The organism is Edaphobacter acidisoli, from assembly GCF_014642855.1.
GTDB classification, from domain to species: Bacteria; Acidobacteriota; Terriglobia; order Terriglobales; family Acidobacteriaceae; genus Edaphobacter; species Edaphobacter acidisoli.
In genome coordinates, this window is record NZ_BMJB01000001.1 from 1189681 (window position 1) to 1215630 (window position 25950).

Sequence of the window (25950 nt, forward strand, 5' to 3'; positions counted from 1 at the left end):
CGTCAACTCCTCAAGAAGTATCATCGCACCCTCACCGTTCAGCGCCATGAACAGGAACCGCACTGAGCACCTCTGCGACCTGCGCCAGCACCTCATCCACCGTAATCGAAGTAATGCACTTCTTCTTCTCCACAACGCACGTCTCCAGCCCGCAGCCCCAGCAATCCACCTTGTGATACACCACGCGATGCCGCCCGCCATACGGAAACCACACCCGCGGCTTATTCCTCGCCGCAAAGATCGCCACACACGGAGTCCCCACCGTCGCTGCAAGATGCATCGGCCCGCTATCATGCCCCACAAATATCCGTGCCCGCGCGAACACCGCCGCGCTCTCCCTGGGCGTCAGCGCGCCACACAGATTCACCACCGGCCCGCCACCTGCGCCGCGCCATCCTTCCGCGGCAAACTCACTCGCCTCGCTCTCCTCCGGCGACCCACTCAGCGTCAGCGCATATCCCGGACAAAGCCGCGCAATCTCCCCCAGCAGCGCGCGCCAGTTTTCGCGGCCCCAATCCTTCGCCTGCACCTTGGTCCCCACACTCACTGCAACAAACGGCCTTCCACCCGTCGGAACTAGCGCAGCACCCGCGCGCGCATGCTCTTCTTCAGTCAGCCGCAGGTCCCAGCTCGCAGCATCCTCCAGGTCCACGCTCCCCAACTCCGCCAGATTCCGCGCCAGTCGCGAAGCCTCAGGCTCAAGCGTCCCATCCCGCTCCGTCCGATTCTGCTGCATGTCTTCCGTGACCGGCACGCCAACCAGCCGCCGCACACCGCAAAGCCGAAAGAACCGCGCATCGCGCCTGGCCGACTCCACACCCCGCGCCGCGCCCAGATACACCACTACCTCCGGACGCCACCGCCAAATCCTCCACCACAACGCCGCCAGTTCCACCGGACTCCGCGTCCCCACCACATAGCGAAAGTACCCCTGCACCAGGCCAGAGCTCGCCAGAATATCCGCCGCCGGCGGCGCCTTCACATTCACCGGAAAGTTCGTCAGCATCCTGCGCTCGGCCTCCGGAAATGCCCGTGCCACCAGATGCATCGCTGGCAGAGCCACCACCGTGTCGCCCAGACTTCCCAGCCGATAGATCAGTACCCGCTTCGCCGCATCCATCGTTAATTAGTCTGCTTGCTCCTGGCAGTTCCAGCAACTCAAAGACTCATCAACTCCGAACTACCGAGGAACCTGATAGAGTTCTCTCTGGGGCAGATTCCGAGAAGAATAGCCCGCTTATGCTCGACGCAATCCTCATCACCCGCATGCAGGACGAAGTAACCGAGGCCCTGCACAACACCGAAGGCGAACTGGCAATCGAAGCCCCCGCCGACGGCCTCATGGCCATTGCCATCGCCCAGCACCGCGCCAACTTCGATCTCTGGCACGAGGAAGACAAGGCCCGCTGTCCCGGCGCCTCCGACTCCGAGATCACCCGCATCAAGCACGCCATCGACGCCCTCAACCAGCGCCGCAACGACCTCATGGAGAAGATCGACCTCTGGCTCCTCGACCACCTCGACCAGAACGAATCCGCGCCACTCCACTCCGAGACACCCGGCCTCATGATCGACCGCCTCTCCATCCTCGCGCTCAAGATCTACCACACCCGCGAAGAAAGCCACCGCGACTCTGCCACCGAAAAACACCACCAGCGCAACCGCAACCGCCTCGCCCTTCTCGAAGAGCAGCGCGCCGATCTCGCCGCCTGTCTCGACACCCTCTGGGCCGAAGTCCTCAACGGCACAAGACGCTTCAAACTCTACCGCCAGATGAAGATGTACAACGATCCCGAACTCAATCCAGCTATGTACGGCACTGCTCGGAGTTGACCGGAAGGCGTCTCTCTGCGTATAAAACCGAGACGAGACTTAACACGACGCAACTGCCCACATTAAAATGGCAAGCTCAGGAAAGCTCCTCGCAACAGGAAAGACCATGGCCAACTCTAAGAACGAACACTCTGCCGCCAAAAAATCTCCCCGAACCCTCGCTGGCGCACCTGCAAACGATGCAGCCCGCACTCAGATGCTCCAGAGCTACGAAGCCGCCATCCGCCTCATGCAGGAGGGCAAGTTCGACAAGGCTCACACCGCGTTCGAGAAGATGCTGGCCGCTGGCCCCGGCGATCTAGCCGACCGCATCCGTATGTACGTCAGCGCCTGCCTCCAACAGACGAAAAAGGGTAAAGCCGCCTTCGCCAATCACGAGGAGCACTACGACTATGCCGTCTCCCTACTCAACGACGGCCACTACGAAGACGCGCGCGAGCAGTTCCAGGCCATCCTCAAGGAAAACGACAAGGCCGACTACGCCTTCTACGGCCTCGCCGTGCTCGCCAGCATGACCGGCGACTCGCACACCTGCCTCGAGCATCTCACCGAAGCCATCCGTCAGAACCCGCGCAACCGCATCCAGGCCCGCGCCGACTCCGACTTCCAGGACATGGCCGACGACCCCCGCTTCACCGAACTCCTCTACCCGGAAGCCTAGCCAGACCAGGTCCAAATAAGTTGTCATCCTTCCGCGCAGCGGGAGGACCTGCTGTTGCAGTTGCAGTTGTCGTTGCTGTTGTCTTTCTTGTCATCCCCCGCCACCCAGTTGTCATCCTTCCGCGAAACGGGAGGACCTGCTTTTGCACTTGCATTTGCTTGTCATTCTGAGCGGAGCGAAGAACCCCCGCATTTTTGCCAGCCCTGCCGAAACGCTTCAGGCATTTCACCAAAGGCCCCCAGAACCAGCCTCACCACTGCCCTTCCTGCCCATCCCATCGTCTACCATGGTGAGAGTCAAAAAAGGAGCGCACGTGGCGCCGTCCAACCTCCCCGGGTCCAGTGAAAAAATGCTGCGCGTAGTCGCCATCGGCGGAGGCACCGGTCTCTCGACCCTTCTCCGCGGCCTCAAACAATACGTCGCCACGCCCGACCGCCGCCGAGGCATCCGCCTCCCGCAGGACACAAAGCCCGAAAAAGCCCCGTCCGCACCATGCCCCAACCGCCCCTGCCTCATCCGCGAGCTCTCCGCGGTCGTCACCGTCACCGACGACGGCGGCTCCTCCGGCCGGCTCCGCGAAGACTTCAAAATGCTCCCACCCGGAGACATCCGCAACTGCATGGTCGCGCTCTCCGAAGACGAGCATCTCCTCTCGAAGCTCTTCCAGTACCGATTCGAGCACGGAGACCTCGAAGGCCACAGCTTCGGCAACCTCTTCGTCGCCGCACTCTCCCACATCACCGGAGACTTCGCCCAGGCCGTCCAGATGTCCTCGCAGATCCTCGCCGCCCGCGGCAACATCTTCCCCGTGACCAACACCGACGTCACCCTCGCCGCCATGATGCACGACGGCACCACCGTGCGCGGCGAAACCAACATCACCCATAGCAAGCAAAGCATCATGGAGCTCGTCCTCGAACCCGCCGACGCCAAGCCACTGCCCGAGATGCTCGAAGCCATCGCCAACGCCGACCTCATCACCCTCGGCCCCGGCTCGCTCTACACCTCGCTCATCACCAACCTGCTCGTGCGCGGCGTCCCCGAAGCCCTCGCCGCATCGAAGGCCACCAAGGTCTACGTCTGCAACCTCATGACCCAGGCCAACGAGTCCCTCGGCCTCTCCGCATCGCAGCACATCGAAAAAATCCTCCAGCACTGCGGCGAGATCGCCTCCTCCGTCTTCGACTACGCCCTCATCAACACCGCGCCCATCTCCGCCGCGCGCCTCGACCAGTACGCCCGCGAAGGCCAGAGCCCCATCGAGCCCGACCTCGACCGCATCCGCGCCCTCGGCGTCGAGCCCATCACCGGAAACTTCATCCACGAAAACGAAGTCCTCCGCCACGACTACGATCGCCTCGCCGAAAAGCTCCTCGAAATCGGCTTCGCAAAACCAGCCCCCACCCTCACACACTAGCATTCGCATTTTGGCATTTCCATTCCGTAGCGTAGCGGAGGAATCTGCTTTTGCAGTTGTCTTTGCTTGTCATTCTGACCCTGAGCAATGCGAAGGGGTAGAACCCCCGCAGTTGCAGTTGCTGTTGCAGTCGCTTTTGCCTGTCATCCTGAGCGAAGCGACCGCAGGGAGCGGAGTCGAAGGACCCCGAAGCAATCTGAGGCACCCATGCCCTCGATCCTTTTCCGCCACAGATCCCATCCTCAATTGCGGCTCTACCGCCCGCGGCACGCATGACGAAGAAACCTGCTCCCCGGCAGGTGCCTTGAAGATTGAAAGAAACCCACACCTCAGGCGTTATCCTTACAGCAAAATCAACAAAGCATCATTAAAAAGGAGCACCCATGCCCCCGACGCTCGAAGGCCGCAAAGTTCGTCTCGAACCAATGACGCTTGCGCACATCCCCGCCCTCGAAAAGATCGCCTTCGACGATCGCATTTGGCGCTACATGACGCACCCCGTCAAAACCCCAGCCGACCTCCGCGCCTGGGTCGAAGCCTCACTCCAGAAAGAAGCAGCCGGAACCGATCAGCCCTGGGTCACAGTGCTCAAATCCACCAACCGCGTCATCGGCAGCACGCGCTTCCTCGACTTCGACCACGAGCACCGCACCACCGAGCTGGGAAACACCTGGCTCGCACCCGAGTTCCACGGCGCAGGCATCAACCCCGAAGCCAAGCTCCTCCAGCTAACCTACGCATTCGAGCAGCTCAACCTCAACCGCGTCGCCCTCAAGACCCACCACGAAAACCTTCAATCGCAGACGGCGATGAAAAAAATCGGCGCAACCTACGAAGGCACCTTCCGCAACCACTACATCATGCCCGACGGCTCCCTCCGCCACAGCGTCTGGTTCTCCATCATCAAAGAAGACTGGCCCCAGGTGAAATCCCGACTGCTCGAACGCCTCGCCTGAGCAGGACAAAGCGATATCAAACAAACCGTACCCTCATGCAATTGTCATCCTTCCGCCGCAGGCGGGAGGACCTGCTTTTCTCGTCACCCATAGAAATGGCTCACCCCAACTCCACCAAAGACACGTCGTCCACCGTCCGCTTAAGCTGCCCACAAGCCGCATAGATGTCCCTCCCACGCGGCTTTTTGGTTGCCTTCGTCGAGGCATCGTTGATACCATCGCCGCAACCTATTCATCAGGAAAGAATTACATGAGACTGCGCTTCCTCGTTCTGCTTGCCTTCTTTGCTTTGGCCACAGCATCGTCTCCAGCACAACTCGGAATTTACGGCAACTTCGACGCAACTCATCTCACCAACAATCAGAGCCTGACATGGCTCTACGGGCCCAACTTTGGGGCGTATTACAACTTCATCCACGCCGGGCCTATTGCCGCAGGTCTTGATGCGCGCGGTAACTTCCTATTCGGGAACCACCTGAAGTACCGGAGCGGGCTGGTCGGTGTGCGCGTCGCAATCAATCCGCCTGTTCTTCCGATCAAGCCGTATGCGCAGTTCTCCGTCGGTGGCGGTGCGGTCAGGCCGGATTCTTCCGGCTCGATTCAGACGCACTACACGACGAAGTTTCAATATGGGGTCTTTGGTGGCGCGGACATTACCGTGCTCCCGCATGTCGATTTTCGTCTGATTGAAGTGGGCTACGCCAGAATGACTGGAATCAACGGCGGGCCGGTTGCGCCTGCGACTTCTCTCGTGACCATCGGCAGCGGCATCGTCATTCGGCTCCCTTGAGTCCTGTTCACCCGCCTATAGCTACCAGGCCGTCTTCCACCGTCCGCTTAAGCTGCCCGCAAGCCGCATAAATATCCCGCCCCCGCGGCCGCCGGATATACGCCGGAATCCCCGCATCAATCACCCTGTTCTGAAACGCCAGCACCCCATCCCTGGGAGGCTCGTGATAAGGCATATTCGGCCCCGCGTTCCACACAATCAGATTGATCTTGCACTTGATTCCCCGCACCAGCGCAATCAGCTCATCCGCATCCGCCAGCGAGTCGTTGATCCCGCCCAGCATCACATACTCAAACGTAATCCACTCGCGCCGGCTCAGCGGAATCGTCCCCAGCGCCTCCAGCAGCGCCGCAATGTTCCATTTCCGCGTAATCGGCATAATCGCCTCACGCACCGCATCGTTTGGAGCATTCAAACTCACCGCCAGCTTCGGCCTGCTCGTCTCCTTCGCAAACGCCAGAATCCCCGGCAGAATCCCCGACGTGCTTACCGTCATCCGCGCCTCAGGAATCCGCATATAAACCAGCAGCCGCACCGCCGCCATGAAGTTCTCGTAGTTCAAAAACGGCTCACCCATCCCCATAAACACCAGGTTGATCCTCGCCGGTGTCGGGTTCCCGCGACTACTCCCCAGCTCCACCTTGTGCCGATTCAGCACCGCCGCCACCTGCCCCGCAATCTCACCCGCCGTCAGGTTCCGCCGAATCCCCAGCTTCGCCGTCAGGCAGAACTGGCAGTTCACCGCGCACCCCACCTGACTCGACACACAGATCGTCGCCCGCCGATACTTCAGCGCCGCCTCAGCATCTCCCCGAGCAGCAAGCGCGTCTTCTGTCTCTTCATCCTCGGCAGCCGCTGAACCATCCCCACGCTCGCCCCCATCGCCATCCGGCATCCAAACCGTCTCGACCGTCTCGCCATCGGCCATCCGCATCAGGTAGCGCTCCGTCCCATCCACCGACACAGCCGCCTGCACGATCTCTGGCAGCCCAACCCCGTACCCCTCCGCAGCCAAAGCCTCGCGCAACCCTTCAGACAAAGTAGTTATTTCACTTAAATCCGTAACACGCTGACGATAAATAGCTTCCGCCAACTGGCCACCACGATACCCAGGCTGCCCCAGCCCTTTCACCACCCCAGCCAGCTCATCCAGCGGCAAGCCAAAAAGTGGCCTCGCCACTTGAATATTTTTATTTAAATAATTGATATAATTAGACATAATAAATCATCGCAAACATCATCTCGACCCTCTACAGTTTACCCTCATCCAACCCGGTAAGCCAGTTTCGCACCGCCTCCTGTGAAAGAATAGAGCCATGTCCCAAACCCTGATCGAAGAAGTCTCAACCCAGAAGAACGCCGCGCGCAACATCCGCAAGACCATCCTCTCGAACGGACTCACCGTCCTCACCGAGAGCATGCCTCATCTGCGCAGCGTCTCCATGGGCGCATGGGTCGGCTCCGGCTCACGCGACGAGAACCCCGAGGTCAACGGCATCTCCCACTTCGTCGAGCACATGGTCTTCAAAGGCACCACCACCCGCTCCGCCCAACAAATCGCCCGCGAGGTCGACACCATCGGCGGCAATCTCGACGCCTTCACCGGCAAAGAGACCATCTGTTTCAACATCAAGGTCCTCGACGAAAACGTCGCCCCTGCCCTCGACGTCCTCGCCGACCTCGTCCTCAACCCCACCTTCACCCCCGAAGAGATGGCGCGCGAACAAGGCGTCATCCTCGAAGAGATCAAGATGGACGAGGACAACCCCGACTACCTCGTCCACGAAGTCTGGACCCAGAACTTCTGGAAGGGCGACCCGCTCGGCCGCCCCATCCTCGGCACCGTCAAAACCGTCTCCAGCTTCAACCAGCAAACCCTCTTCGACTACTACGCCGGCCAGTTCAACGCGCAGAACATCGTCTTCTCCGCCGCCGGCAACCTCGAGCACGACGCCTTCGTCGCCTCCGTCGAGCAAAAATTCAACGCCCTCGCCTCAGCCAGCGGCAGCGCAGCGCGTCTCACCACGCCGCACGCCACGCCCCACATCACCCTCAAGCGCAAGAAGGCGCTCGAGCAGGTGCAGCTCTGCCTCGGCGTCCCCGCCCCACCGGTCAACGACGCCAACCGCTACGTCGTCTTCCTGCTCAACACCATCCTCGGCGGCGGCATGAGCTCGCGCCTCTTCCAGACCATCCGCGAAGACCAGGGCCTCGCCTACTCCATCTACTCCGAGATGAACCCCTTCCGCGACACCGGCTCCCTCTGCATCTACGCTGGCACGGCCGTCGACAAGACCCGCAAGGTCCTCGACCTCACCCTCCGCGAACTCCGCCGCCTCAAAGAGGAGACAGCCAACGAAGCCGAGCTGAAGCGCGCCAAGGACCAGCTCAAGAGCAACATGGTCATCGGCCTCGAAAGCTCGGGCAGCCGCATGGCCAACCTCGCCCGCCAGCAGATGTACTTCGGTCGCTTCTTCGGAGTCGACGAGATGATGCGCGAGATCGACGCCGTCACCCCCGACGACATCCAGAACATGGCGAAGCAGCTCTTCCAGCCCGAAGCCATCGCCCTCACACTGCTCGGCAATCTCGGCGCCATGAAGCTAGACCGCGCCGACCTCGCCTGCTGAAGAACAGTCGAAAATGTGCCCCGTCATCCTGAGCGAAGGTGGCGCTTTTTGCCACCGAAGTCGAAGGACCCCGAGAACTCCTCACGCACCCATGCCTCCCAACCCTTTCGGCCACAAAACTCATCCCTTCAGATCAGCTCCCATTACCTTCCAACAGCAAAACACGTCTCAAAGATGTGACAGAAATAAGGGCCAAAGCCCGCGCCAAACTCCTCACTATCAAGAAAACTCCCACACCTGATACAGTTCTCTTGAACCACACCCAAGGACAACGACCCAAATGAATCTCCAAGCCAGCCAGAAGGAACACAACACAGAAGAAGGCTTCACCCTGATCGAGCTGCTCATCGTCATGAGCGTGATGCTGATCCTGATGACACTGGCCATCCCCCAGTTGCTCAAGCTCACCAAGCAGGCGCACGAGACCTCCGCAATGACATCCATTCGCGCCATCACCGAAGCCGAGCTGCAATACAACTCCACCTACCCCACGCGCGGCTTTGCCTGCTCTCTGGCCCAGCTCGGCGGCGACCCCAAATCCGGCGCCCCCACAGCCGATTCCGCCCAGCTCATCGCCCCCGACCTCGCCTCCGGTGAAAAGGCCGGCTACACCTTCGCCATCACCAACTGCTCCAAGGTCACCATCAACAATCAGGACCAGTACACCTCCTACGAGATCACGGCGGTGCCCAATAAAGTAGGCAAGACAGGCGACCGCGGCTTCTGCTCCGACGAGAACAACGCCATCCACTACGACCCGCAGGGCGGCACCAACTGCACCCAACTCATCCAGTAATGCAGCACGAGCAACCCAGAAAAATCGGGTGCCCCACCTTCGCGACAGTTTTATCGTCGCTAAGGTGGGTTGTCGCCCTCACCCTCCTCGCCGCGCCACTGGCCGCCCAAACCAACACCGCCCTCATCCACAAAGTCGACGACCACTACAACCATCTCGCCTCGCTCCGCACCTACTTCACCGAGCAATACAGCGGCATGGGCATGAACAAGACCGAATCCGGCGTCCTCGTCCTCCAGAAGCCCGGCAAAATGCGCTGGAGCTACGACGACCCCATCGGCAAAGTCTTCGTCCTCGACGGCAAGTACGCGTGGTTCTACACGCCCGGCGACGCGCAGGCGCAACGAGTCCCTGCCAAACAACTCGACGACCTCCGCTCCCCACTCCGTTTTCTGCTCGGCCATACCCAGTTGCAGAAAGAACTCGACAACCTCGCCGTCGCCCCCGACGGAGCGAACTTCCGCATCACCGGCATCCCCAAAGGCATGGAGCAGCGCGTGAAGCTCCTCACCCTCTGGGTCACCAGTTCAGGTGCAATCGAAAAGATGCGCCTCGAAGAAGTCGGCGGCGCAATCACCGAGTTCACCTTCTCAAAATCCGAAGAGAACGTCCCCGTCAAATCCTCCGACTTCATCTTCCACGCCCCCGCAGGCGTCACCATCGTCAACGGCCTCCCACCCATCTAGCGCAAAAACGCAACGCTCCGCAAAAAGAGCCGTCATCCTGAGCCAGGATTGTCATTGTGAGGAAAGAGCCGTCATCCTGAGCGAAGCGACCGCAGGGAGCGGAGTCGAAGGACCCCGATGCCGCACAACTCACCCATACCTTCGAACCCTTTCGGCCACAACCTCTCGCACCCACTCGTCTTGTCAAGCCCCAACACCACCCAACCAGCACAAACCAAACCACTTACCATTGGCGGTTTTCCCATTCGAATCTGCTAGACTTAAATCAGAGGCAAAATAGCCAGAATGCCAGACCAGTCCGCAAATCCCGTACTTAACCCAAGCAAAATGAATACTTTAGTGCCTAAGTACGGGGAGGGGGGTACCCCCCTCGCGACCGAGCAATTCCACCAGGCCGTCCGCGACCTCAACCCCGCCGTGGCCGTCTTCGACTGCGACGGCACCCTCTGGTCCGGCGACGCCGGCTCGTCCTTCATGAACTGGACCCTCGAGCGCGGCCTCGTCTCCCGCGACATGGTCGACTGGATCAACCGCCGCTACCTCGGCTACCAGCACGGCGAGGTCAACGAGCTCGCCATCTGCGGCGAGATGGTCCAGATGTACCAGGGCCTCCGCGAGTCCGAGATGCGCCACGCCGCCCGCGACTTCTTCGCCGAGCGCATCGAGCGGAACATCTTCCCCGAGATGCTCGCTCTCGTCAACGAGCTCCGCGCCAAAGGCGTCGACATCTGGGCCGTCAGCTCCACCAACGACTGGGTCATCGAAGAAGGCGTCACCCGCTTCGGCATACCGCCCAATCGCGTTCTCGCCGCCCGCGTCGAGGTCCGCGACGGCATCGTCACCGAGACCGTCCTCGACGTCCCCACCGACGAGGGCAAGGTCGTCTCGCTCGCTCGCATGGGCATCATCACCCCAGACGCCGTCTTCGGCAACTCCATCCACGACGCCGCGATGCTCGCCATCTCCCGCCGCGCCTTCCCCGTCAATCCCACCGCAGCCCTGCTCGAACAGAGCGCCCGCGAAGGCTGGGCCGTTTACTACCCAGCATCGGTCACACCGAAGTAACGCAGCATTTACCGGCAACGGTCGTCTAAACTGTTAGCTGTGAAAGCGCAGATCAGGAAGTTGGGCGAACACGCTGAAACGGGAGCACATAAGCCGGTCCGGTTTGTGGTTGCAGCCCTGATTCTGCGCAGCTCCGGCGATACCCCCGAAGTCCTCATCTGCCAACGGAAGCCCGACCAGCCCATGTGTCTCAAGTGGGAGTTTCCCGGCGGCAAGATCGAACCCGGCGAAGGCCCCGAAGCCGCCCTGGCCCGCGAGCTGGACGAAGAGCTCGGCATCTCCGCCGCCATCGGCCCACGCGTCGCGCGCATCCGCCACAAGTACCGCAATGGCGGCGCGGTCGATCTCCAGTTCTTCACCGTCCGCGAGTTCACCGGAGAGATCGAAAACCGCATCTTCAACGACGTCCGCTGGGCTCCGATGACCACGCTGCCCGACTACGACTTCCTCGCCGCCGACCTCGGACTCATCCACGACCTGGCCGAAGGCAAGCTGCTGTAGAAACTCAACCTCGCACAATCCCCCACAGCCACACCAGCGACAACCCAGTCACAACAGCCGCAGTCAGCCACGCAACAATATTGAAAAAACGCGAGTTCGTATGCTCTCCCATCAATTCATACTTGTTGATGAGCTGAAGCATAAAGACCAGCACAATCGGCAGCAACACTCCATTCAGCACCTGCGACAGAATGCTGAACTTCACCAACGGAAAGTTCGGAATCAGCACAACAGCAGCGCCGGCAGCAAGCAGCAGACTGTAAAACCAGTAAAAGAACTTCGCCTCACGAAAGCTCTTATCCAGTCCACTCTCAAACCCCAGTCCTTCGCACACGGTATAAGCCGTAGAGAGCGGCAGAATCGACGCAGCAAAAAGCGACGCATTGAATAATCCTGCAGCGAAGAGGATGAAGGCGTAGTCGCCAGCCAACGGCTTCATCGCCCCAGCCGCATCTGCTGGATCGACGATGTTACGAATGCCGTGAACATACAGGGTAGCTGCGCACGCGATGATGATGAACCACGCAACAATATCCGTGAAGAACGAGCCGACAATGACATCGAGACGCGAAGCCTTGTACTGTCGCACGCCGATTCCCTTCTCGACGATGGACGATTGCAGATAGAACTGCATCCACGGTGCAATCGTCGTGCCGATTACACCGACGGTCATGTAGATATAAGTTTTGTCGCTCCAGACTGCACGCTGAGGCAGCTTGACCGTCTCCAGCAGAGACAAATGCCAGTCAGGTCTGCTCAAAACACCAGCAGCAATGTAAGCAATATAAAAGCAGCTCGCAACAAGGAATATCTTCTCGACGCTCTTGTAATCGCCTTTGACGACGAGCACCCACACAAGAAACGCGCAGATCGGTACGCTCGCATATTTAGTGATGTGAAAGAGCTGCATCGAACCCGCAATACCGGAGAACTCAGTGATGACATTGCCGAAGTTGACGATGACGAGCAGCACCATCATCACAAACGTCAGGCGCAGCCCGAACTCTTCGCGGATCAGGTCACTCAGTCCTTTGCCCGTGACTGCTCCCATACGCGCGCACATCTCCTGCACGACGATCAGTGCAAGCGTGATAGGGATCATCGTCCACAGCAGCGTATAGCCGAACTGCGCGCCGGCCTGCGAGTAGGTCAAAATGCCGCCAGCATCGTTATCGACATTGGCAGTGATAAAACCTGGCCCAAGCACAGCCAGAAATAAAATGATGCGAGTCCTCCAGCGGCGCGCTTCGGTCATCTGACCTCCGCCGCTGCGTTTGATCTGGACCGCGCACGAATAGCCTGTATGCGCTCGATAATCAGCCCCACCTGCCGATCGTTGTGATAGCCGTCACGCTCGGCTCGCAGGCGGCCAGCCGCAGCAATGCGTTGACGCGCAGCCTCATCCGGCAGATAGCGCCGAATCTTCTGCACCAGTTCGTCGAAGTTAGAGAAGAAGACAGCTTCTTCATCTTCCTTGAAGCGCTGCAGATGCCCCTCGGAACGTTCCGCCAAAAGGAAGCTTCCGCAGGCTGCAATCTCAAAGCTCTTATGAACGAACTCGTCCTGATTGGCGTGCGTTAGAAAACTAAGATTAATCTTTGATCGCCAAATTGCTTCACGATAATTCTCTTGAAAAAGTTCGCCCTCACGATACATCTGCTTGAAGCTCTTCGGCGCAAGTTCCCTCTGCCATTGTCGTTGACTGCCAGAGATCACGACCTGAAACTCATTAAGCTGTGCAAGCTTGCTGAGGATGGTAGCCCGATCATCGTAAGGCGTCCCAATAAACGAGACCTCACGGTCACGGTTTTTATCACTCCAGTCCACAGGCGGTGGATAATGCAGCGTAGGCTCATAGGCCGTCTGAATCTTGATGACATCTCGGCCACCGCGCGAGGTGTAGTCAAGAATGTTTTTGTCGCGCTGGACGACATGCAAGTCATAGTGCGGGATGCACTTCATATAGAGACGCCATCCCGGATCCTGGCGCGTGCCAAATGGGTTGTCAATCATATAGCTGACCAGGCTAATACCCATCGTGCGCAGCCGGTCGAGTGTCGCCGAACGCATCGCAAGCAGCTTGTCCGCCCAGAGCACATCTGGCTTTTCGCGTTCTGCTATGCCAAGCAAGTCTCTATTCATCCGAGCAACAGAAGAACCTGTGTGATAACGCAGAACAATCTGACGAGTCACAGGATTAGCAGGAACGTAATCATAAGTGTTGAACGGAATAACCTCATGGCCCAGCCGCTCAAGCGCCCAAAGGCGATAGAGCGAGCTGTCGTTGGGCGAGAGGCCAGATGCGTACAAAATCTTCATGAAGTCGCGTTTTTCTTCCCAATTCTTTCTGATCTACGTTTAATGCTCGGCGCGTAGGAGCCCAATCACCTGTTCAGCGTGGACGACACCCACCAGTCGCTTGTCATGATCCAGCACGGGGAGTGAGCGCAAATTGTACTTGTCGAATAATTCGGCTACTTTGCGGCCATTTGCATCGATGTCGCAGGTAACAAGGTGAGCCCCGGGCAGGTCGGCCAATGGTGCAGCAGGTGTGGCGAGCAGAAGCTGTACCAGAGGAATTACCGAACTGATGCGCTGTTCGTCATCGAGTAGGTACACGTCACTGATCGTCTCGTTGTCGCCCTCGAAATGGCGCAGCGCCTCGACTGCATCGGACAGGATGGCATTTTGGGGCAGCGCAATGTAATCGGTCGTCATGCGTCCCGCGGCAGAGTTGCCTGAGAACTCGAGCAGATCTTCGACCTCCTGCCGCTCCTCAGGGTCCATCTCTTCGAGAATGGCTTCCGATCGCTCCTCAGGCAGTTCGGAGAGCAAGTCTGCAGCTGCCGCAGGGTCCATTTCCTCGACAATGTCGGCGACTTTCTCAGAATCGAGCGCCTCGATAAGCGCCTGTTGCATCTTCGGCTTGACCTCTTCGAGCGCCTCAGCGGCAACCTCCTCGTCGAGACTCAAAAAAACAGCGTGACGCTCGGCCGGAGCAAGATCTTCCAGAATGTCTGCGATATCCGAGGGGTGCATCTGCGAGAGGCGATCCTGCTCGATCTTCAGCTTCACACGCCGTGCAGGGTCGCGGCCAATCAGGTCGACAAAGTCCCACGGAATAATGCTAGGAGTCAGTCGTGTAGTAATTCTCGCGACCATTGCACCCGGAAGACCCTTTAGCAAACGCCGCAAAGCACCACGCAGGCCGATTTCAACCTCTGCGACGCGCAACCGAAGATCACCTCCTGGCTGCTGCGGCGACTCCCACACCAGGTCCACGTCATTCACTCGTACGACCTTGTGACCGTGCACATCAATAATCTGCTGATCGAGCAAGTCTCGCTCCAGCAATAGATAGGACTCGTCATCGGGCAGCAGACCGGGCCGGACGGACTCGCGAAGCTGCATCGCTCCCTGCGCAGTCAGCATCAGCTCAGTTATCAGGACCATTACATCGCGGTCACCGCGGTCATTCTTTGCCCCACGAAGAATCAATCCGTAGACGTGCGAAGGATCTACAGCAGGCGAGACTACGACCTCTCGGACACGCCCATGCACAGCCCCCCCGGCGTCTGTAATCGGGGTGCCCATCAAGGTAGCGACGCTGGTCTTTTGTTGACTGAGGTGTTTCGTCATAGGCGGCTCAACAGGGCGCTCTATCCAAACTTTACATGCTTGAGACTCCGCCGTGCGATCAGCCACTCTAGAAGGTGCAAGTTGTGTTACCGGTATCAACCTGCGTATATTCCTCGTACCGCATGTTAATTCCGCGGCGAGCCGATATTGCCAGCAGGAGTGAAGGTCGCCAGGATGGGGAACGGGAAGCAGATGGGACGGGAAGTCTTGACAAGTGAGAAATCCACAAGCACACTGCCATCATTGCTGTTGTCCGCAGTTGACGACTGGCACAGAGTTCACGCAGGGAAAGATTTGGCCGATCCAACGACAAGCCGCGTCAGCTACACGCTCGACTCGTCCCTCGACAGCGTGAACAAGATTGAGCAGACAGCCGAGGTCTCGGCCCAACGGGCAGGCTTCGATGAGGACACGGCCTCCCATGTAGCGATGGCCGTACGCGAAGCTGCAGTTAACGCCGTGCTCCACGGAAATGCTTATGATCCCAAAAAGCACATCACGGCATCATTTGAGACCACGCCGGAATCGTTGATCGTCCGCATCGCCGACCAGGGCCCCGGTCTCAATCCGGACACATTGCCCGATCCATTGGCGCCTGAGAACATCCTGCGTGGATCCGGACGCGGCATCTTCCTTATCCGTGCTTTTATGGATGAGGTAAACTTTCGCCAGTTGCATCCCGGCACAGAATTGACTCTTATCAAACACCGCACACCGGCTCAGCCGGGGACTTAAGGAGAAAACTACACATGAGCATGAAAGTACAGACCCGCCTCGTCGACGGCGTTACCATTTTGGACCTAAGCGGCCGCATCACTCTCGGCGAAGGTAGCGTGACAATTCGCGACGCCGTGCGCGATGTGCTCGCCAAGGGTTCAAAGAAGATCCTGCTCAACCTGGCCGAGATTACCTATATCGACAGCTCCGGCATCGGTGAGTTGGTCAGCGCCTTCACCACCGTGAAGAACGCAGGTGGCGAGTTGAAGCTGTTGAACCTGACCAAGAAGGTCCACGACCTACTCCAGATTACGAAGCTCTACACCGTCTTCGACGTGAAAGACGATGAAGCGTCGGCAATCTCCTCATTCAGCAAATAGTTCAGGAAGTATCGTTTCCCTTTTCTGTAGAGCAAAAAGGCCGCCGCGGATGCGACGGCCTTTTGCTGCACCTGCTTTCTTGAGCAGCTACTTCGAGAAATCCACCTTCGGGGCCTCGCTGTTCGCTGGATTGCCCTTGAAGTACTCATCGCGATAGTGGAACCCTGCCATATTGGCCCAGATACTGTTCGGGAACTGCCGGACGTAGACGTTGTAGTCCTCAAGCGCCTTGTTGTAACGCTGGCGCTCGACGGCAATGCGGTTCTCCGTCCCAGCCAGCTCATCTTCCAGACGCATAAACTGCTCGTTGCCCTTCAGGTTGGGATACTCCTCCTGCAGCCGGAAAAACGGTCCCAGAGCAACATCCATCCGCGTGTTGGCGGCAATGCTGCTCGCACGGTCAGGCGCGCTGGTAATGGCTGCCCGGGCGTTGGCGATGTTTGTCAGCACGGTAGATTCTTCGGCGACATACCCCTTCACCGAAGCCACCAGGTTCGGAATCAGGTCAAGCCGGCGCTGCTGCACCACGTTCACCTGCGCATATTGCTGCTCAATGGCCTCATTCTTCTGGACGAGTGTGTTCTTTGTGCTGATATAGCTGCCCGCACCAAGCAGCAGCACAAGAATCAGAAGCCCTACAACCCCAAGTACGATCCATAATGATTTCATAATGTCTCAATTTCCTTTGGCTGGATTTCCATCCGTCCCATTATTCGGTTAATCACTGGCAACTGGCTTACTTACGTTACCACTCGACCTGCTGTTCCCTGCTCTTCTGGTTCCAAACATCAAAAGTCGCCGCTGGCGCCTCCACCACCGGAGCTACCACCACCAAAACCACCGAATCCTCCGCCACCGCCACCGCCAAATCCTCCACCCTGGTTCCAGTCGTCTCGACCCCGGCCGCCGCCAAAGCCGCCACCGAGCAGATTGCCCAGCAGGAACCATATCAGCCCGGTGTTGCCCGTGCTGATCAAAAAGATGAGCACCAGCAGCAGCAACCCGCCGCCGATAATCAACTCGGCCAGGCTGATGTGAACGGGCTGCGACGAATAGTTGTACTGCTGCACGGGCTGTGCTGTCTGGGCGTTCGTGAGCGTAACACCTGCATCCGAAGCAATAATCTGTGCAATCTGCCCGATGCCGAGGGGTACAGCAGTGTTGTAGTCTCCACGCGATGCCGCAGGCACCATCGAACGCCCGATATCTCCTACTTTGGCGTCGTTCAGGATGCCTTCCAGCCCATAGCCCACCTCAATGCGGCCACGACGCGGCGTCATGACAAGGATCATCAAAACACCGCGATCAGTGCCCCGCTCGCCGACCTTCCACTTATCCTCAAGCGCAGTGGCGAACTCTTCAATGGATTGATTATTGTCGAGCGTCTTGATGGTGACTACGGCAATCTGCGCGTGGGCCTTGACCTCAACCTGCTCGCAGAGATCATCTACATTCCGAATGGTGGAAGGGGAAAGAACACCGGCAAAGTCGTTAACATAGCCAACTGGCGCGGGCAGCGAATCGACCGACTCAGCCGCCAAAAAGGCTGACGGTACAAACAAAAGAACGGCGACTGCCAGCCAACGCGAAATGCGTTTCATCAAAAGCTATTTTACGCCGAGCAAATATCTCTGCTACATACAATTCGCATCCTGAACGTTTGCCGCACTAAATGGAAGGTGGCGTCGATGGCGGTGCAGGAGACGGCTCAGGGTTATGGGCATGCTCCGGCATCGGCACACCCTTATCGTGCGCAAGTTTGTTGACCTCCACCAGATGTTCGTGGATAACATGCTTATCTTTATCCACAGCCTCGCGCAACGAGGCGTCGTTGACCGTATTCGACTCCATACGGAATTCACGCATGGCACGATGGTGTTCCCGCACCATCAGTGAGAGATAAGCATTATCAAAATCGCTACCGGAGAGAGATTGAAGCTTCGTGTATTCAGCCTTATCAGCCTTATTCATCTCCTTTGGCATCATGATGCCAAGCGAGTCAGCGACACGGCCAAGATCTGCATTCATCTTCGCATGCTCGTCCACCATCTTCTGTGCGAAAGCCCTCACATCGTCGCTGGGAGATTTTTCGACCGCAAGCTGGCTGAACTTCCCAACCGCAATGCCGGATTCTGCCGCGCCCCGCAGGAACATCTTGTCCCGCACCACCTGCCTGTTGTCGGTGGCGTTCTGAGCTGAATCCTGTTCGGACGGAGGCGTAATCTGCTCCGACGCTGGCTGGCCCGGTTGACTCGTCTGCGCCGAAGAGATCAGAACAGCGGTCGAGTCCATCTGGCAAATGGCGTACCCCGGAAGTATCCAAGCTGCCGCACCGAGTATCACAACGCGAATCCCAATCGATTTCATGGCCCACGCTCCTGTTGGCCGACAAGTGTAACCCCATCCGGCCTATATTCGTCTAGTCAATTTGGTGTAGCGCACACACGAAAGGGTTGCCCTGTGAGGTTCGGGCCAGCACGGTATTCTTGTTCTGGAGCAAGAATATTAATGACGCAAGAAGCCCTTACGCCCCCGCTCGCCCGCAAGGACCCTACGCCCACAACGTTGCACGGACAAACTCTCGAAGACGATTACCGCTGGATGCGGGACAAGTCTTCACCTGAGGTGATCACATACCTGGAAGCGGAAAACGCATACACCAGCGCCATCATGAAGCCAACCGAATCGCTTCAAGGCAAGCTGTATGCCGAAATGCTGTCTCACATCAAGGAGACCGACGAATCTGTCCCGTACCGCGACAGCAACTGGTACTACTACATCCGCACCGTCGAAGGCAGCCAATACGCTATCTATTGCCGGAAGACCGCTTCGGGATCGGAGTACGACGAGTCACAGCCAGAGCAGATCTTACTCGATGTCAATAAGTTGGCCGAGGGGCAGCCCTTCATGTCACTCGGTGCGCTAACCGTCAGCCCTGACGGCACGAAGCTCGCCTATTCGACCGACAACACCGGCTTCCGACAATACACCCTGCACATCCGCGACCTGAACACCGGAAACGACCTGCCGGACACTGCCGAGCGCACCGGCTCCATCGCCTGGGCTGCCGACTCGCACACGCTCTTCTATACCACCGAAGACGAAGTAACGAAGCGCCAGGACAAACTCTTCCGCCATCGCCTCGGAGACGCCGCCATAGACGACGCACTGATCTACGAAGAAAGCGATGAGCGCTTCAACATCGGCATCGGCAAGACGCGCGACGGCAAATATCTGCTGCTGGAAGCAGGCAGCCACACCACAACCGAGTACAGCTATCTGGACGCAACAACGCCTGGAGGCGTCTTCCTCGTCATCGCCCCACGCGTGGACGAGCAGGAGTACTACGTCGAGCACCGCGACGGTCTGTTCTACATCCGCACCAACGACGTAGGAAAAAACTTCCGCGTGGTAACAGTGCCCGTAGACGGAGGAGGGCGCGAATCGTGGACGGAACTGATCGCGCTCGACCCCGAGAATCCCCTCGAAGACTTCGAGGTGTTCCAATCGTTCACGGCCAGCACACGCCGAAAGCTCGGCCTGCCTGTTCTAACCGTTACACTGATGAACGCCAATGGCGCACTCGGCGAATCAAAAGAGATCGCCTTCCCCGAGCCCGCCTACAGCGCTGGCGCTCAGATCAACCGCGAATTCGACACGCAGAGATTCCGCTACGCATATCAGTCGCTGGTATCGCCAGCCTCAGTCTATGACTACGACATCCACGCCGGAACCTCAAAACTGCTCAAGCAACAAGAAGTCCCCGGAGGATTCGACTCGTCTCGCTACGCATCGGAGCGGCTCTGGGTGACAGCAGACGACGGCGTGAAGGTGCCTGTGTCACTCGTCTACCGGCGCGACAGCTTCAAGCGCGACGGAACGAATCCCGTCTACGTCTACGGCTACGGCTCCTACGGCTATCCGCTGCCGATCAGCTTTGGTCCATCGCGTCTGTCGCTGCTCGACCGCGGCGTCGTCATGGCCTACGCGCACATCCGCGGCGGTGGCGAGATGGGCGATGCGTGGCACGACGCCGGCAAGATGCAGGTGAAAAAGAATACCTTCTCCGATTTCATCGCCGTCACCGAATATCTAGTGGCCAAAAGCTACGGCGCACAAGACCGCGTAGCCATTGAGGGCGGAAGCGCGGGCGGACTGCTCATGGGTGCTGTCGTCAACCAGCGCCCCGATCTCTTCAGCGTAGTGCTTTCACACGTGCCATTCGTCGACGTGATGAACACCATGCTCGATTCGAGCCTGCCGCTGACTGTCGGCGAGTACGAAGAGTGGGGCAACCCGAACGAACCCGAGGCATTCGCATATATGCGGTCGTATTCGCCCTACGACAATTTGAAGCAGAGCTCGTACCCGGCGATGCTGGTGAAGACCAGCCTGAACGACTCGCAGGTCATGTACTGGGAGCCCGCAAAGTACGTGGCAAAGCTGCGAACCCTGAAGACGAACGACTCTCCCCTGCTGCTGCACATCAACATGGACGCAGGCCACGGCGGCGCATCCGGGCGCTACGACTATCTGAAAGAGATCGCCTTCGACTACGCGTTTCTGCTGACGCAGTTAGGCATAGAAAAATAAAGCAGGCAGTCGCTCATTTCCCTGACCAGAGGCCGATCCGCTGGAGCAGCGCGCGATAGTGCGCGTCTTCGTGAATGAAGTCGAAGGACGGGTCGGTCTGGATGAAGACCAGCTTCGGATCGTCTTCATCGGCGGCACGCTCGAGCAGGGCAATCGTCTCGTCGCGTTCGCCAAGCTGAGCGTGGTAGCGGGCCAGCAGCGCCGGAGACACATACTGGGACTTTGCCGCGGTCTGTTTCAGCTCATTCAGCATCCACTCCACCACACCGCGATGTCCTTTAGCGGCAAAGACCTGCATCACCGCCGGGTTCGGCTTGCCGCTCTGGCCGTAGAGCCGCGCGACCATCTCGGCAGACTCTCGATCCATCCCTTTCCAGTGATAAATCTCCACCAGGTTCGAAAGCAGATCCCGAGCATCAGGAAAGTCGTGGAGCCGGATGCGGGCATCATTCAGCGCCTGATCATATTGGCGCGACATCAGAAGGATCTCCGCCATCGCCGCCGGATGCGTGATCGGATTGATTGCGGTGCTGCGCTTCTGCACCGCCAGCGCTTCATCATATCTTCCCAGAGCAGACAGAATCAGCGCTTGCAGATGGTATTCCTCCGACAATTCAGGATCGAGTTCCGTGGCGCGCCTCACCTCTCTGAGTGCGGCGTCCCCATCGTGGTCGCTAAAAAAGATGGCCGCCCCGAGCGCGGCGTGCGCCAGCGGAAGCTTATCGTCCAGTTGGACTGCCTTCAGCGCAGCCGCCTTGCCCCGTGGCAAAGCATCTTCGGGGTCCAATCCGTTGCCAAGGGCGCCTGCGGTGTAATACGAGCTCAACCCTGCCCATCCGGCCGCATAATCGGGTTGAATCTCAACCGCTTGGCGAAAGTACTTCCCGGCCTCATCATTCCTTCCAACCATCCAGAAATAGCGGCCGCGCAGATACGCATCGTGCGCTGCAGAACTGACTGCAGGAACGATTACCGACTGCGCCGCAACGCTATGGAGCCGAGAGGCTATCTCACGAGCAACTTCATCTGACAGGGATGCAGTCGCCTCTGTGCTTCGCTCATAGCTTTGGGTCCAGATAACTCTTCCGGTATCTGCGCGCACCAGGTGCACCGCCAGGTGGACTCCCTCCTGCGTGCGAGCGATAGAACCCTCAACGAGCGCATCTGCATGAAGTGCATGGGCGATCTCGGGCAGTGGCTGATTGCTGCCCTTGTACTGCATAGCCGATGCTGTTGAACTTACTCGCAAAGTTGAATCTCTGACGAGCATCGTCGCCAGCTCTCCAGTCATGCCATCGACAAAATATGTCTGGCTCGGATCCCCGGATGCGTTCTTAAGCGGAAGTACAGCAATCGCGTGAATCGAGCCGGACGACTGGGACCGGAGATGACTGATCCAGACAGCGGTCGCCGCGAGCCCGAGCACTGCAACGCAGGCCACTGCCTTCCAGGATCGATACCATACTCGATGCGAAGAGATCTCATCAGAAGGCTGAGCTACTTCATCCTGATCTTCGACAGCGAGTGCCGTCTCGCCGTCACCTGGCCGTGCACTGCCGTTCTTCTGTGCGACATCTCCGCCTGTCTCGCTGGAGACGGGCGCGATGAATCGGTACCCTGTGCGTTGAATCGTCTCGATATATCGGGGCGACTCCGCAGAATCGCCAAGCGCTTCCCGCAACTTCTGCATTGCCTTGTTCAGACCATGCTCAAAGTCGACGAAGACCTCCGGCCCCCACAGCCGCTCACGCAACTCTTCGCGGGTTACGACTTCGCCTGGGCGCTCCAGCAGAATTGCAAGCAGATCAAATGGCTGGCCGGCCAGCCTGATTCTCATGCCATTTCGGTTAAGCCGTTTCGCCTCCAGATCAACTTCAAAGAGGCCAAACCTGACCGAAGATTTGGAGTAGGAAACCGGCACAGAGTCCCTCCGTCTCTGCCGCACGAACGAGTGTAGCACTAGCCGACCGTTCCATATATGCCAAAAGTCCGCTGCGCCAGGCTTGGAAAATCAGGGTATATCTTGACGTAACCATATGAATGAACAGAGGTTGCACGGGGACGCAACATTCACCCGCTATCCATTGCAATTCTGGCGAGGCTGTCTCAAACTCCTGACCACTCCGAACAGACCGGCAAAGAAGAGAGCTGGATTTGGAGAAGAAAAGGAGCTTGTCATGAATCGGAACATCTTGAAATTGAATGAAGGCCGCGAAAATAATCCGGCCCGACGTTTGTTGTCCATCGGACTCTCTCTGCTGGTCCTTGCCGCAGCCTCTCTGCTTCCAACCAACGCCCTGGCAGCCTGCGGCAGCTTCGGAGCCATCAACTCCAAAGGCGCCGCCCGTCTTCCCATGCTCGCCGCAGGCGGTCAGCTTCCAGACCTCGGCGGCTGGAACCGGAGCATCGTCGGACTCTGGCATGTCATCTATACCGAGTCGGACAACAACAGCACCTTCAACGACACCTTCGACGTCTGGCACGCCGACGGCACCGAGTTTGAAAGCGCCTATCTCGCACCCGCGGGAGGAAACGTCTGCGTCGGCGTATGGAAGTCTGTCGGAGCCAACACCGTCAAGCTCCATCACATCGGATGGATCTTCAATCCCAGCAATCCCACCGGAAATGCGACCAACAGCTTCACCATCGACGAGGTCAACACCGTCTCGCCCGACGGAAAGACCTACTCCGGCACCTTCACCTTCAAGATCTGGAACCTGGACGGCACATTTACAGGCCAGGTGATCACAGGAACGATCTCTGCAACGCGCATCGTCGTTGAATGACACGATGCTCTCTCATGTGGTCACGGTTCGCCGTGACCGCATTTTTCAGAGATGAGATTGAAGGAATCAAACCTTCGATGCCTCAGGCTCTTCAACCCTGTCTCCCTCGCCCGGAGCCAGAAAGAGATTCGTCTCAAGCCCATGCTGTCTGGTGTAGAGATCGTAGTAGCGCCCGCCTAGAGCATAGAGCGACTCATGCGTACCGCGCTCAACAATCTCTCCCTGTTCGACGACAAGAATCTGCTCCGCGCGGCGAATGGTGGAGAGGCGATGCGCAATGACGAAGGTCGTCCTGCCCTGCATCAGATAGCTGAGACCATGTTGAATCATCGCCTCTGACTCCGAGTCGAGCGAGCTGGTAGCCTCGTCAAGAATCAGCACGCGGGGATCAGCCAGGATCGCGCGTGCAATCGAAAGCCGCTGTCGCTGCCCGCCAGAGAGCTTCACGCCTCGCTCGCCGACGACAGTATCGTACTTCTCCGGAAAGCGCTCCGCGAATTCATCCACACGCGCAATGCGGCAGGCATTCATCAGTTGCTCTTCGGTCGCATTGGGGCGCGAAAACAGAATGTTTTCACGAATCGTCCCATCGAAGAGAAACGTCTCCTGCAGCACCACGCCAAGCTGCTGACGATAGCTGCTCAACCGAATCGTAGCCAGGTCGATCCCATCCACAAGCACCTGTCCGGTCGTAGCAGTATGAAAACCACAGATCAGCGAGATGATGGTAGATTTACCTGAACCCGAAGAGCCAACCAGCGCAGTCACCGTCCCAGGCTTCGACTCAAAGCTGATGCCGTGCAGCACAGGTTTGCCCGGCTCATAAGCGAAGGTCACGTCTCGAAAAGCTATATCACCATGAATCGTGGCGAGATTGTGAACCCGTACTGTCTCTGAGTCTTCCTCGTTCTCAGCAAGAATCTCATGCGTGCGGTCCAGCCCGGCGAGAGCTTCGGTGAGCTGCGTGCCGATGGAGACAAGCTGCACGATGGGAACGGTCATAAACGCGAGAAACATGGTGTACGTGACATAACCACCAGGGGTCAGGCGCCCCGCAACAACCTGATGCGCTCCCATAAACATGACCAGCGCGCCCACGACGCCGATCACCGCAGTCGATGCAAGGGACATGAGCGACTGCGCGGTGAGCGATGAGATCACATTGGCAAGCAGGCGTTGGACACCTGAGGCGAATACGTTCGCCTCACTCGCCTCCGCATGATAGCCCTTGACGACACGCACGCCGCCGAGCGATTCGGTGAGTCGACCTGTGACTTCAGCGTTGATCTTTGCGCGTTCGCGGAAGATGGGGCGGATGGTCTTGAATGCACGCTGCAGGATCAAGGCAAATGCGGCCAGCAGGACGAAGGTAATCATCGTCATCTGCACGCTCAGCTTGATGAGGTAACAGAAGGCAAACAGCGCTGTGAGGATGCCGCCGAAGAAGTCGATGACGCCCGTCCCCATCAGGTTACGCACGCCTTCTACATCGGTCATGATCCGCGAGACCAGTGTCCCGGTGCGGTTCTCATCGTAGAACGCGACGGGTAAGCGCCCCACGTGTGACTGGACCTTCTTGCGCAGCTCGGCAATCAGACGCTGGCCCGCCTTCGATAGTATCTGCGTGAGCGTGAACGAAGTGATTCCCTGCACCACCGTCGCCGCTACAACAACCTCGATAATCTTGTACAGCAGCCCCATCTGATGCTTGTACATGACGTTATCGATGAGGAATCTGGCTGAAGCGGGAAGCACAAGCCCACTGGCACGGTTGATGACCATCAGCACAAAACTGCCCGCAAGCAACGGGCGATATGGCTTGATGAGTTCCCAAACCTCGGGCAGAACTTTTTTAAGCTTGGGCTTCGGCCGCGAAGCCTGATCCGATGCCCCTACGCGGCCGTGACTACGCGACGGGCGATCCACCGCCTTCATGCCGCCGCCGAAACTGGATGGACCGTATGAAGCCATAAGTTATAGGCAGTTTACGCCGCAAATCAAACGGGAATACAAGACGCAACAAAACAATGACAAAGCAGCCTTGCAAACCCGCCTTGCATTGGATGTATCCCGCATCTGCCGGGATACAGTTTTTGTGCGCGTTATGCCGACCTACGAAAGCCGCGCACGGCGCGCCGCAATAAACGATCGGACGCAAAGAAGCACAAAGATCAGGCAAAGACTGCCCATCAGCGCCTGAACCTTTGCCGCATCCGGTCGAATAACCGACTGCCCTGCCCACAGCTTCACAATGCCGATGATCCCAGGAATCGTTCCCAGAAATCCTAAAAGCCCAACCGTCACGGCAATATGCATAAAAAGCATCCTCCGCTTCGCATCCGGAGTATGCGCCAGCATGCCGAGAATAATAAGAACAACCCCAAACGCGCCGGGAATCAACGTATGTGGATAGTGGCTGACAAAAGCAAAGGCGCCTGCGCTAAGCAGCACCAGCAGGACACCGAAGACAACCGTAAGTTTTGCCATGACGCAAAAGGCT

25 protein-coding genes are annotated in these 25950 nt (G+C 58.3%); 14 read left to right on the forward strand and 11 right to left on the reverse strand.

Annotated elements, in window-relative coordinates; all coding sequences use genetic code 11:
* Positions 1-31: 31 nt before the first annotated feature.
* On the reverse strand, positions 32-1120 hold the full coding sequence (locus IEX36_RS04800; protein WP_188758144.1) for a glycosyltransferase family 9 protein: 1089 nt from the start codon (positions 1118-1120) through the stop codon (positions 32-34).
* 119 nt (positions 1121-1239) lie between these two features.
* Between IEX36_RS04800 and IEX36_RS04805 the strand changes: the two genes are divergently transcribed.
* The 5 genes from IEX36_RS04805 (at position 1240) to IEX36_RS04825 (ending at position 5657) form a co-directional block, all read left to right on the forward strand.
* On the forward strand, positions 1240-1833 hold the full coding sequence (locus tag IEX36_RS04805) for a DUF4254 domain-containing protein (RefSeq protein ID WP_188758145.1): 594 nt from the start codon (positions 1240-1242) through the stop codon (positions 1831-1833).
* A gap of 106 nt (positions 1834-1939) precedes the next feature.
* Positions 1940-2494, forward strand: a complete 555-nt coding sequence (locus IEX36_RS04810; RefSeq protein ID WP_188758146.1) for a tetratricopeptide repeat protein — start codon at positions 1940-1942, stop codon at positions 2492-2494.
* 349 nt (positions 2495-2843) lie between these two features.
* On the forward strand, positions 2844-3911 hold the full coding sequence (locus IEX36_RS04815) for a gluconeogenesis factor YvcK family protein (RefSeq protein ID WP_229668963.1): 1068 nt from the start codon (positions 2844-2846) through the stop codon (positions 3909-3911).
* 383 nt (positions 3912-4294) lie between these two features.
* On the forward strand, positions 4295-4867 hold the full coding sequence (locus IEX36_RS04820; protein ID WP_188758147.1) for a GNAT family N-acetyltransferase: 573 nt from the start codon (positions 4295-4297) through the stop codon (positions 4865-4867).
* Between the two features lie 250 nt (positions 4868-5117).
* On the forward strand, positions 5118-5657 hold the full coding sequence (locus IEX36_RS04825) for an outer membrane beta-barrel protein (RefSeq protein ID WP_188758148.1): 540 nt from the start codon (positions 5118-5120) through the stop codon (positions 5655-5657).
* A 7-nt stretch (positions 5658-5664) separates the two neighbouring features.
* Here the strand turns inward: IEX36_RS04825 and rlmN are convergent, their stop codons facing one another.
* Positions 5665-6837: a dual-specificity RNA methyltransferase RlmN gene (gene rlmN, locus IEX36_RS04830; protein ID WP_308422278.1), complete on the reverse strand. Its 1173-nt coding sequence runs from the start codon at positions 6835-6837 to the stop codon at positions 5665-5667.
* Positions 6838-6973: 136 nt separating this feature from the next.
* On the opposite strand from rlmN, the gene IEX36_RS04835 reads away from it, so the two are divergent.
* The 5 genes from IEX36_RS04835 (at position 6974) to IEX36_RS04855 (ending at position 11335) form a co-directional block, all read left to right on the forward strand.
* A complete protein-coding gene (locus IEX36_RS04835) occupies positions 6974-8287 on the forward strand; it encodes a M16 family metallopeptidase (RefSeq protein WP_188758150.1) in 1314 nt (437 codons plus the stop codon).
* A gap of 280 nt (positions 8288-8567) precedes the next feature.
* Positions 8568-9083 (forward strand): prepilin-type N-terminal cleavage/methylation domain-containing protein, encoded by a 516-nt coding sequence (locus tag IEX36_RS04840; RefSeq protein WP_188758151.1) that lies wholly within the window; start codon positions 8568-8570, stop codon positions 9081-9083.
* Positions 9083-9769, forward strand: coding sequence for a LolA family protein (locus IEX36_RS04845; RefSeq protein ID WP_188758152.1), 687 nt, complete (start codon positions 9083-9085; stop codon positions 9767-9769). Before IEX36_RS04840 ends, IEX36_RS04845 begins: the two co-directional genes overlap by 1 nt.
* Positions 9770-10108: 339 nt before the next feature.
* Positions 10109-10834, forward strand: coding sequence for an HAD family hydrolase (locus IEX36_RS04850; RefSeq protein ID WP_229668719.1), 726 nt, complete (start codon positions 10109-10111; stop codon positions 10832-10834).
* A gap of 39 nt (positions 10835-10873) precedes the next feature.
* Complete coding sequence (locus IEX36_RS04855) at positions 10874-11335, forward strand: (deoxy)nucleoside triphosphate pyrophosphohydrolase (RefSeq protein WP_188758154.1); 462 nt, start codon at positions 10874-10876, stop codon at positions 11333-11335.
* A 4-nt stretch (positions 11336-11339) separates the two neighbouring features.
* Here the strand turns inward: IEX36_RS04855 and IEX36_RS04860 are convergent, their stop codons facing one another.
* Genes IEX36_RS04860 through IEX36_RS04870 form a run of 3 tightly spaced genes read right to left on the reverse strand, consistent with a single transcriptional unit; the run spans position 11340 to position 14974 of the window.
* Positions 11340-12590, reverse strand: a complete 1251-nt coding sequence (locus tag IEX36_RS04860) for an Nramp family divalent metal transporter (RefSeq protein ID WP_188758155.1) — start codon at positions 12588-12590, stop codon at positions 11340-11342.
* Positions 12587-13654, reverse strand: coding sequence for a CgeB family protein (locus IEX36_RS04865; RefSeq protein ID WP_188758156.1), 1068 nt, complete (start codon positions 13652-13654; stop codon positions 12587-12589). Before IEX36_RS04865 ends, IEX36_RS04860 begins: the two co-directional genes overlap by 4 nt.
* Before the next feature lie 39 nt (positions 13655-13693).
* Entirely contained in the window at positions 13694-14974 is a 1281-nt protein-coding gene (locus IEX36_RS04870; protein WP_188758157.1) for a magnesium transporter MgtE N-terminal domain-containing protein, read from the reverse strand.
* A 294-nt stretch (positions 14975-15268) separates the two neighbouring features.
* Between IEX36_RS04870 and IEX36_RS04875 the strand changes: the two genes are divergently transcribed.
* Together IEX36_RS04875 and IEX36_RS04880 are read left to right on the forward strand one after the other, a co-directional pair.
* Entirely contained in the window at positions 15269-15709 is a 441-nt protein-coding gene (locus IEX36_RS04875) for an ATP-binding protein (protein ID WP_229668720.1), read from the forward strand.
* 14 nt (positions 15710-15723) lie between these two features.
* Positions 15724-16071: an STAS domain-containing protein gene (locus tag IEX36_RS04880; RefSeq protein ID WP_188758159.1), complete on the forward strand. Its 348-nt coding sequence runs from the start codon at positions 15724-15726 to the stop codon at positions 16069-16071.
* A gap of 87 nt (positions 16072-16158) precedes the next feature.
* On the opposite strand, the gene IEX36_RS04885 is transcribed toward IEX36_RS04880, so the two are convergent.
* The 3 genes from IEX36_RS04885 to IEX36_RS04895 form a co-directional block, all read right to left on the reverse strand.
* Positions 16159-16740 carry a LemA family protein gene (locus IEX36_RS04885; protein ID WP_188758160.1) on the reverse strand — a complete coding sequence of 194 codons (582 nt, stop codon included), beginning with the start codon at positions 16738-16740 and terminating at the stop codon, positions 16159-16161.
* 119 nt (positions 16741-16859) lie between these two features.
* The gene (locus IEX36_RS04890; RefSeq protein ID WP_188758161.1) at positions 16860-17672 is read right to left on the reverse strand and encodes a TPM domain-containing protein; all 813 of its coding nucleotides are present in this window, start codon (positions 17670-17672) and stop codon (positions 16860-16862) included.
* Between the two features lie 67 nt (positions 17673-17739).
* Positions 17740-18438, reverse strand: coding sequence for a DUF4142 domain-containing protein (locus IEX36_RS04895; protein WP_188758162.1), 699 nt, complete (start codon positions 18436-18438; stop codon positions 17740-17742).
* A 141-nt stretch (positions 18439-18579) separates the two neighbouring features.
* Between IEX36_RS04895 and IEX36_RS04900 the strand changes: the two genes are divergently transcribed.
* The gene (locus IEX36_RS04900; protein WP_188758163.1) at positions 18580-20664 is read left to right on the forward strand and encodes a S9 family peptidase; all 2085 of its coding nucleotides are present in this window, start codon (positions 18580-18582) and stop codon (positions 20662-20664) included.
* Between the two features lie 13 nt (positions 20665-20677).
* On the opposite strand, the gene IEX36_RS04905 is transcribed toward IEX36_RS04900, so the two are convergent.
* Positions 20678-22501, reverse strand: coding sequence for a winged helix-turn-helix domain-containing protein (locus IEX36_RS04905; protein ID WP_188758164.1), 1824 nt, complete (start codon positions 22499-22501; stop codon positions 20678-20680).
* A 340-nt stretch (positions 22502-22841) separates the two neighbouring features.
* On the opposite strand from IEX36_RS04905, the gene IEX36_RS04910 reads away from it, so the two are divergent.
* Entirely contained in the window at positions 22842-23450 is a 609-nt protein-coding gene (locus tag IEX36_RS04910; RefSeq protein WP_188758165.1) for a hypothetical protein, read from the forward strand.
* A gap of 66 nt (positions 23451-23516) precedes the next feature.
* Here IEX36_RS04910 and IEX36_RS04915 read toward each other — a convergent pair whose 3' ends face one another.
* Positions 23517-25421: an ABC transporter ATP-binding protein gene (locus IEX36_RS04915; RefSeq protein WP_188758166.1), complete on the reverse strand. Its 1905-nt coding sequence runs from the start codon at positions 25419-25421 to the stop codon at positions 23517-23519.
* Between the two features lie 141 nt (positions 25422-25562).
* On the reverse strand, positions 25563-25937 hold the full coding sequence (locus IEX36_RS04920) for a hypothetical protein (RefSeq protein ID WP_188758167.1): 375 nt from the start codon (positions 25935-25937) through the stop codon (positions 25563-25565).
* Positions 25938-25950: the final 13 nt, after the last annotated feature.

Coding starts and splice junctions, on each gene's coding strand:
- IEX36_RS04800 (WP_188758144.1), bottom strand. CDS start 1,120: ATGGATGCGGCGAAGCGGGTACTGATCTATCGGCTGGGAAGTCTGGGC.
- IEX36_RS04805 (WP_188758145.1), top strand. CDS start 1,240: ATGCTCGACGCAATCCTCATCACCCGCATGCAGGACGAAGTAACCGAG.
- IEX36_RS04810 (WP_188758146.1), top strand. CDS start 1,940: ATGGCCAACTCTAAGAACGAACACTCTGCCGCCAAAAAATCTCCCCGA.
- IEX36_RS04815 (WP_229668963.1), top strand. CDS start 2,844: ATGCTGCGCGTAGTCGCCATCGGCGGAGGCACCGGTCTCTCGACCCTT.
- IEX36_RS04820 (WP_188758147.1), top strand. CDS start 4,295: ATGCCCCCGACGCTCGAAGGCCGCAAAGTTCGTCTCGAACCAATGACG.
- IEX36_RS04825 (WP_188758148.1), top strand. CDS start 5,118: ATGAGACTGCGCTTCCTCGTTCTGCTTGCCTTCTTTGCTTTGGCCACA.
- IEX36_RS04835 (WP_188758150.1), top strand. CDS start 6,974: ATGTCCCAAACCCTGATCGAAGAAGTCTCAACCCAGAAGAACGCCGCG.
- IEX36_RS04840 (WP_188758151.1), top strand. CDS start 8,568: ATGAATCTCCAAGCCAGCCAGAAGGAACACAACACAGAAGAAGGCTTC.
- IEX36_RS04845 (WP_188758152.1), top strand. CDS start 9,083: ATGCAGCACGAGCAACCCAGAAAAATCGGGTGCCCCACCTTCGCGACA.
- IEX36_RS04860 (WP_188758155.1), bottom strand. CDS start 12,590: ATGACCGAAGCGCGCCGCTGGAGGACTCGCATCATTTTATTTCTGGCT.
- IEX36_RS04865 (WP_188758156.1), bottom strand. CDS start 13,654: ATGAAGATTTTGTACGCATCTGGCCTCTCGCCCAACGACAGCTCGCTC.
- IEX36_RS04870 (WP_188758157.1), bottom strand. CDS start 14,974: ATGACGAAACACCTCAGTCAACAAAAGACCAGCGTCGCTACCTTGATG.
- IEX36_RS04880 (WP_188758159.1), top strand. CDS start 15,724: ATGAGCATGAAAGTACAGACCCGCCTCGTCGACGGCGTTACCATTTTG.
- IEX36_RS04885 (WP_188758160.1), bottom strand. CDS start 16,740: ATGAAATCATTATGGATCGTACTTGGGGTTGTAGGGCTTCTGATTCTT.
- IEX36_RS04890 (WP_188758161.1), bottom strand. CDS start 17,672: ATGAAACGCATTTCGCGTTGGCTGGCAGTCGCCGTTCTTTTGTTTGTA.
- IEX36_RS04895 (WP_188758162.1), bottom strand. CDS start 18,438: ATGAAATCGATTGGGATTCGCGTTGTGATACTCGGTGCGGCAGCTTGG.
- IEX36_RS04900 (WP_188758163.1), top strand. CDS start 18,580: ATGACGCAAGAAGCCCTTACGCCCCCGCTCGCCCGCAAGGACCCTACG.
- IEX36_RS04905 (WP_188758164.1), bottom strand. CDS start 22,501: ATGAGAATCAGGCTGGCCGGCCAGCCATTTGATCTGCTTGCAATTCTG.
- IEX36_RS04910 (WP_188758165.1), top strand. CDS start 22,842: ATGAATCGGAACATCTTGAAATTGAATGAAGGCCGCGAAAATAATCCG.
- IEX36_RS04915 (WP_188758166.1), bottom strand. CDS start 25,421: ATGGCTTCATACGGTCCATCCAGTTTCGGCGGCGGCATGAAGGCGGTG.
- IEX36_RS04920 (WP_188758167.1), bottom strand. CDS start 25,937: ATGGCAAAACTTACGGTTGTCTTCGGTGTCCTGCTGGTGCTGCTTAGC.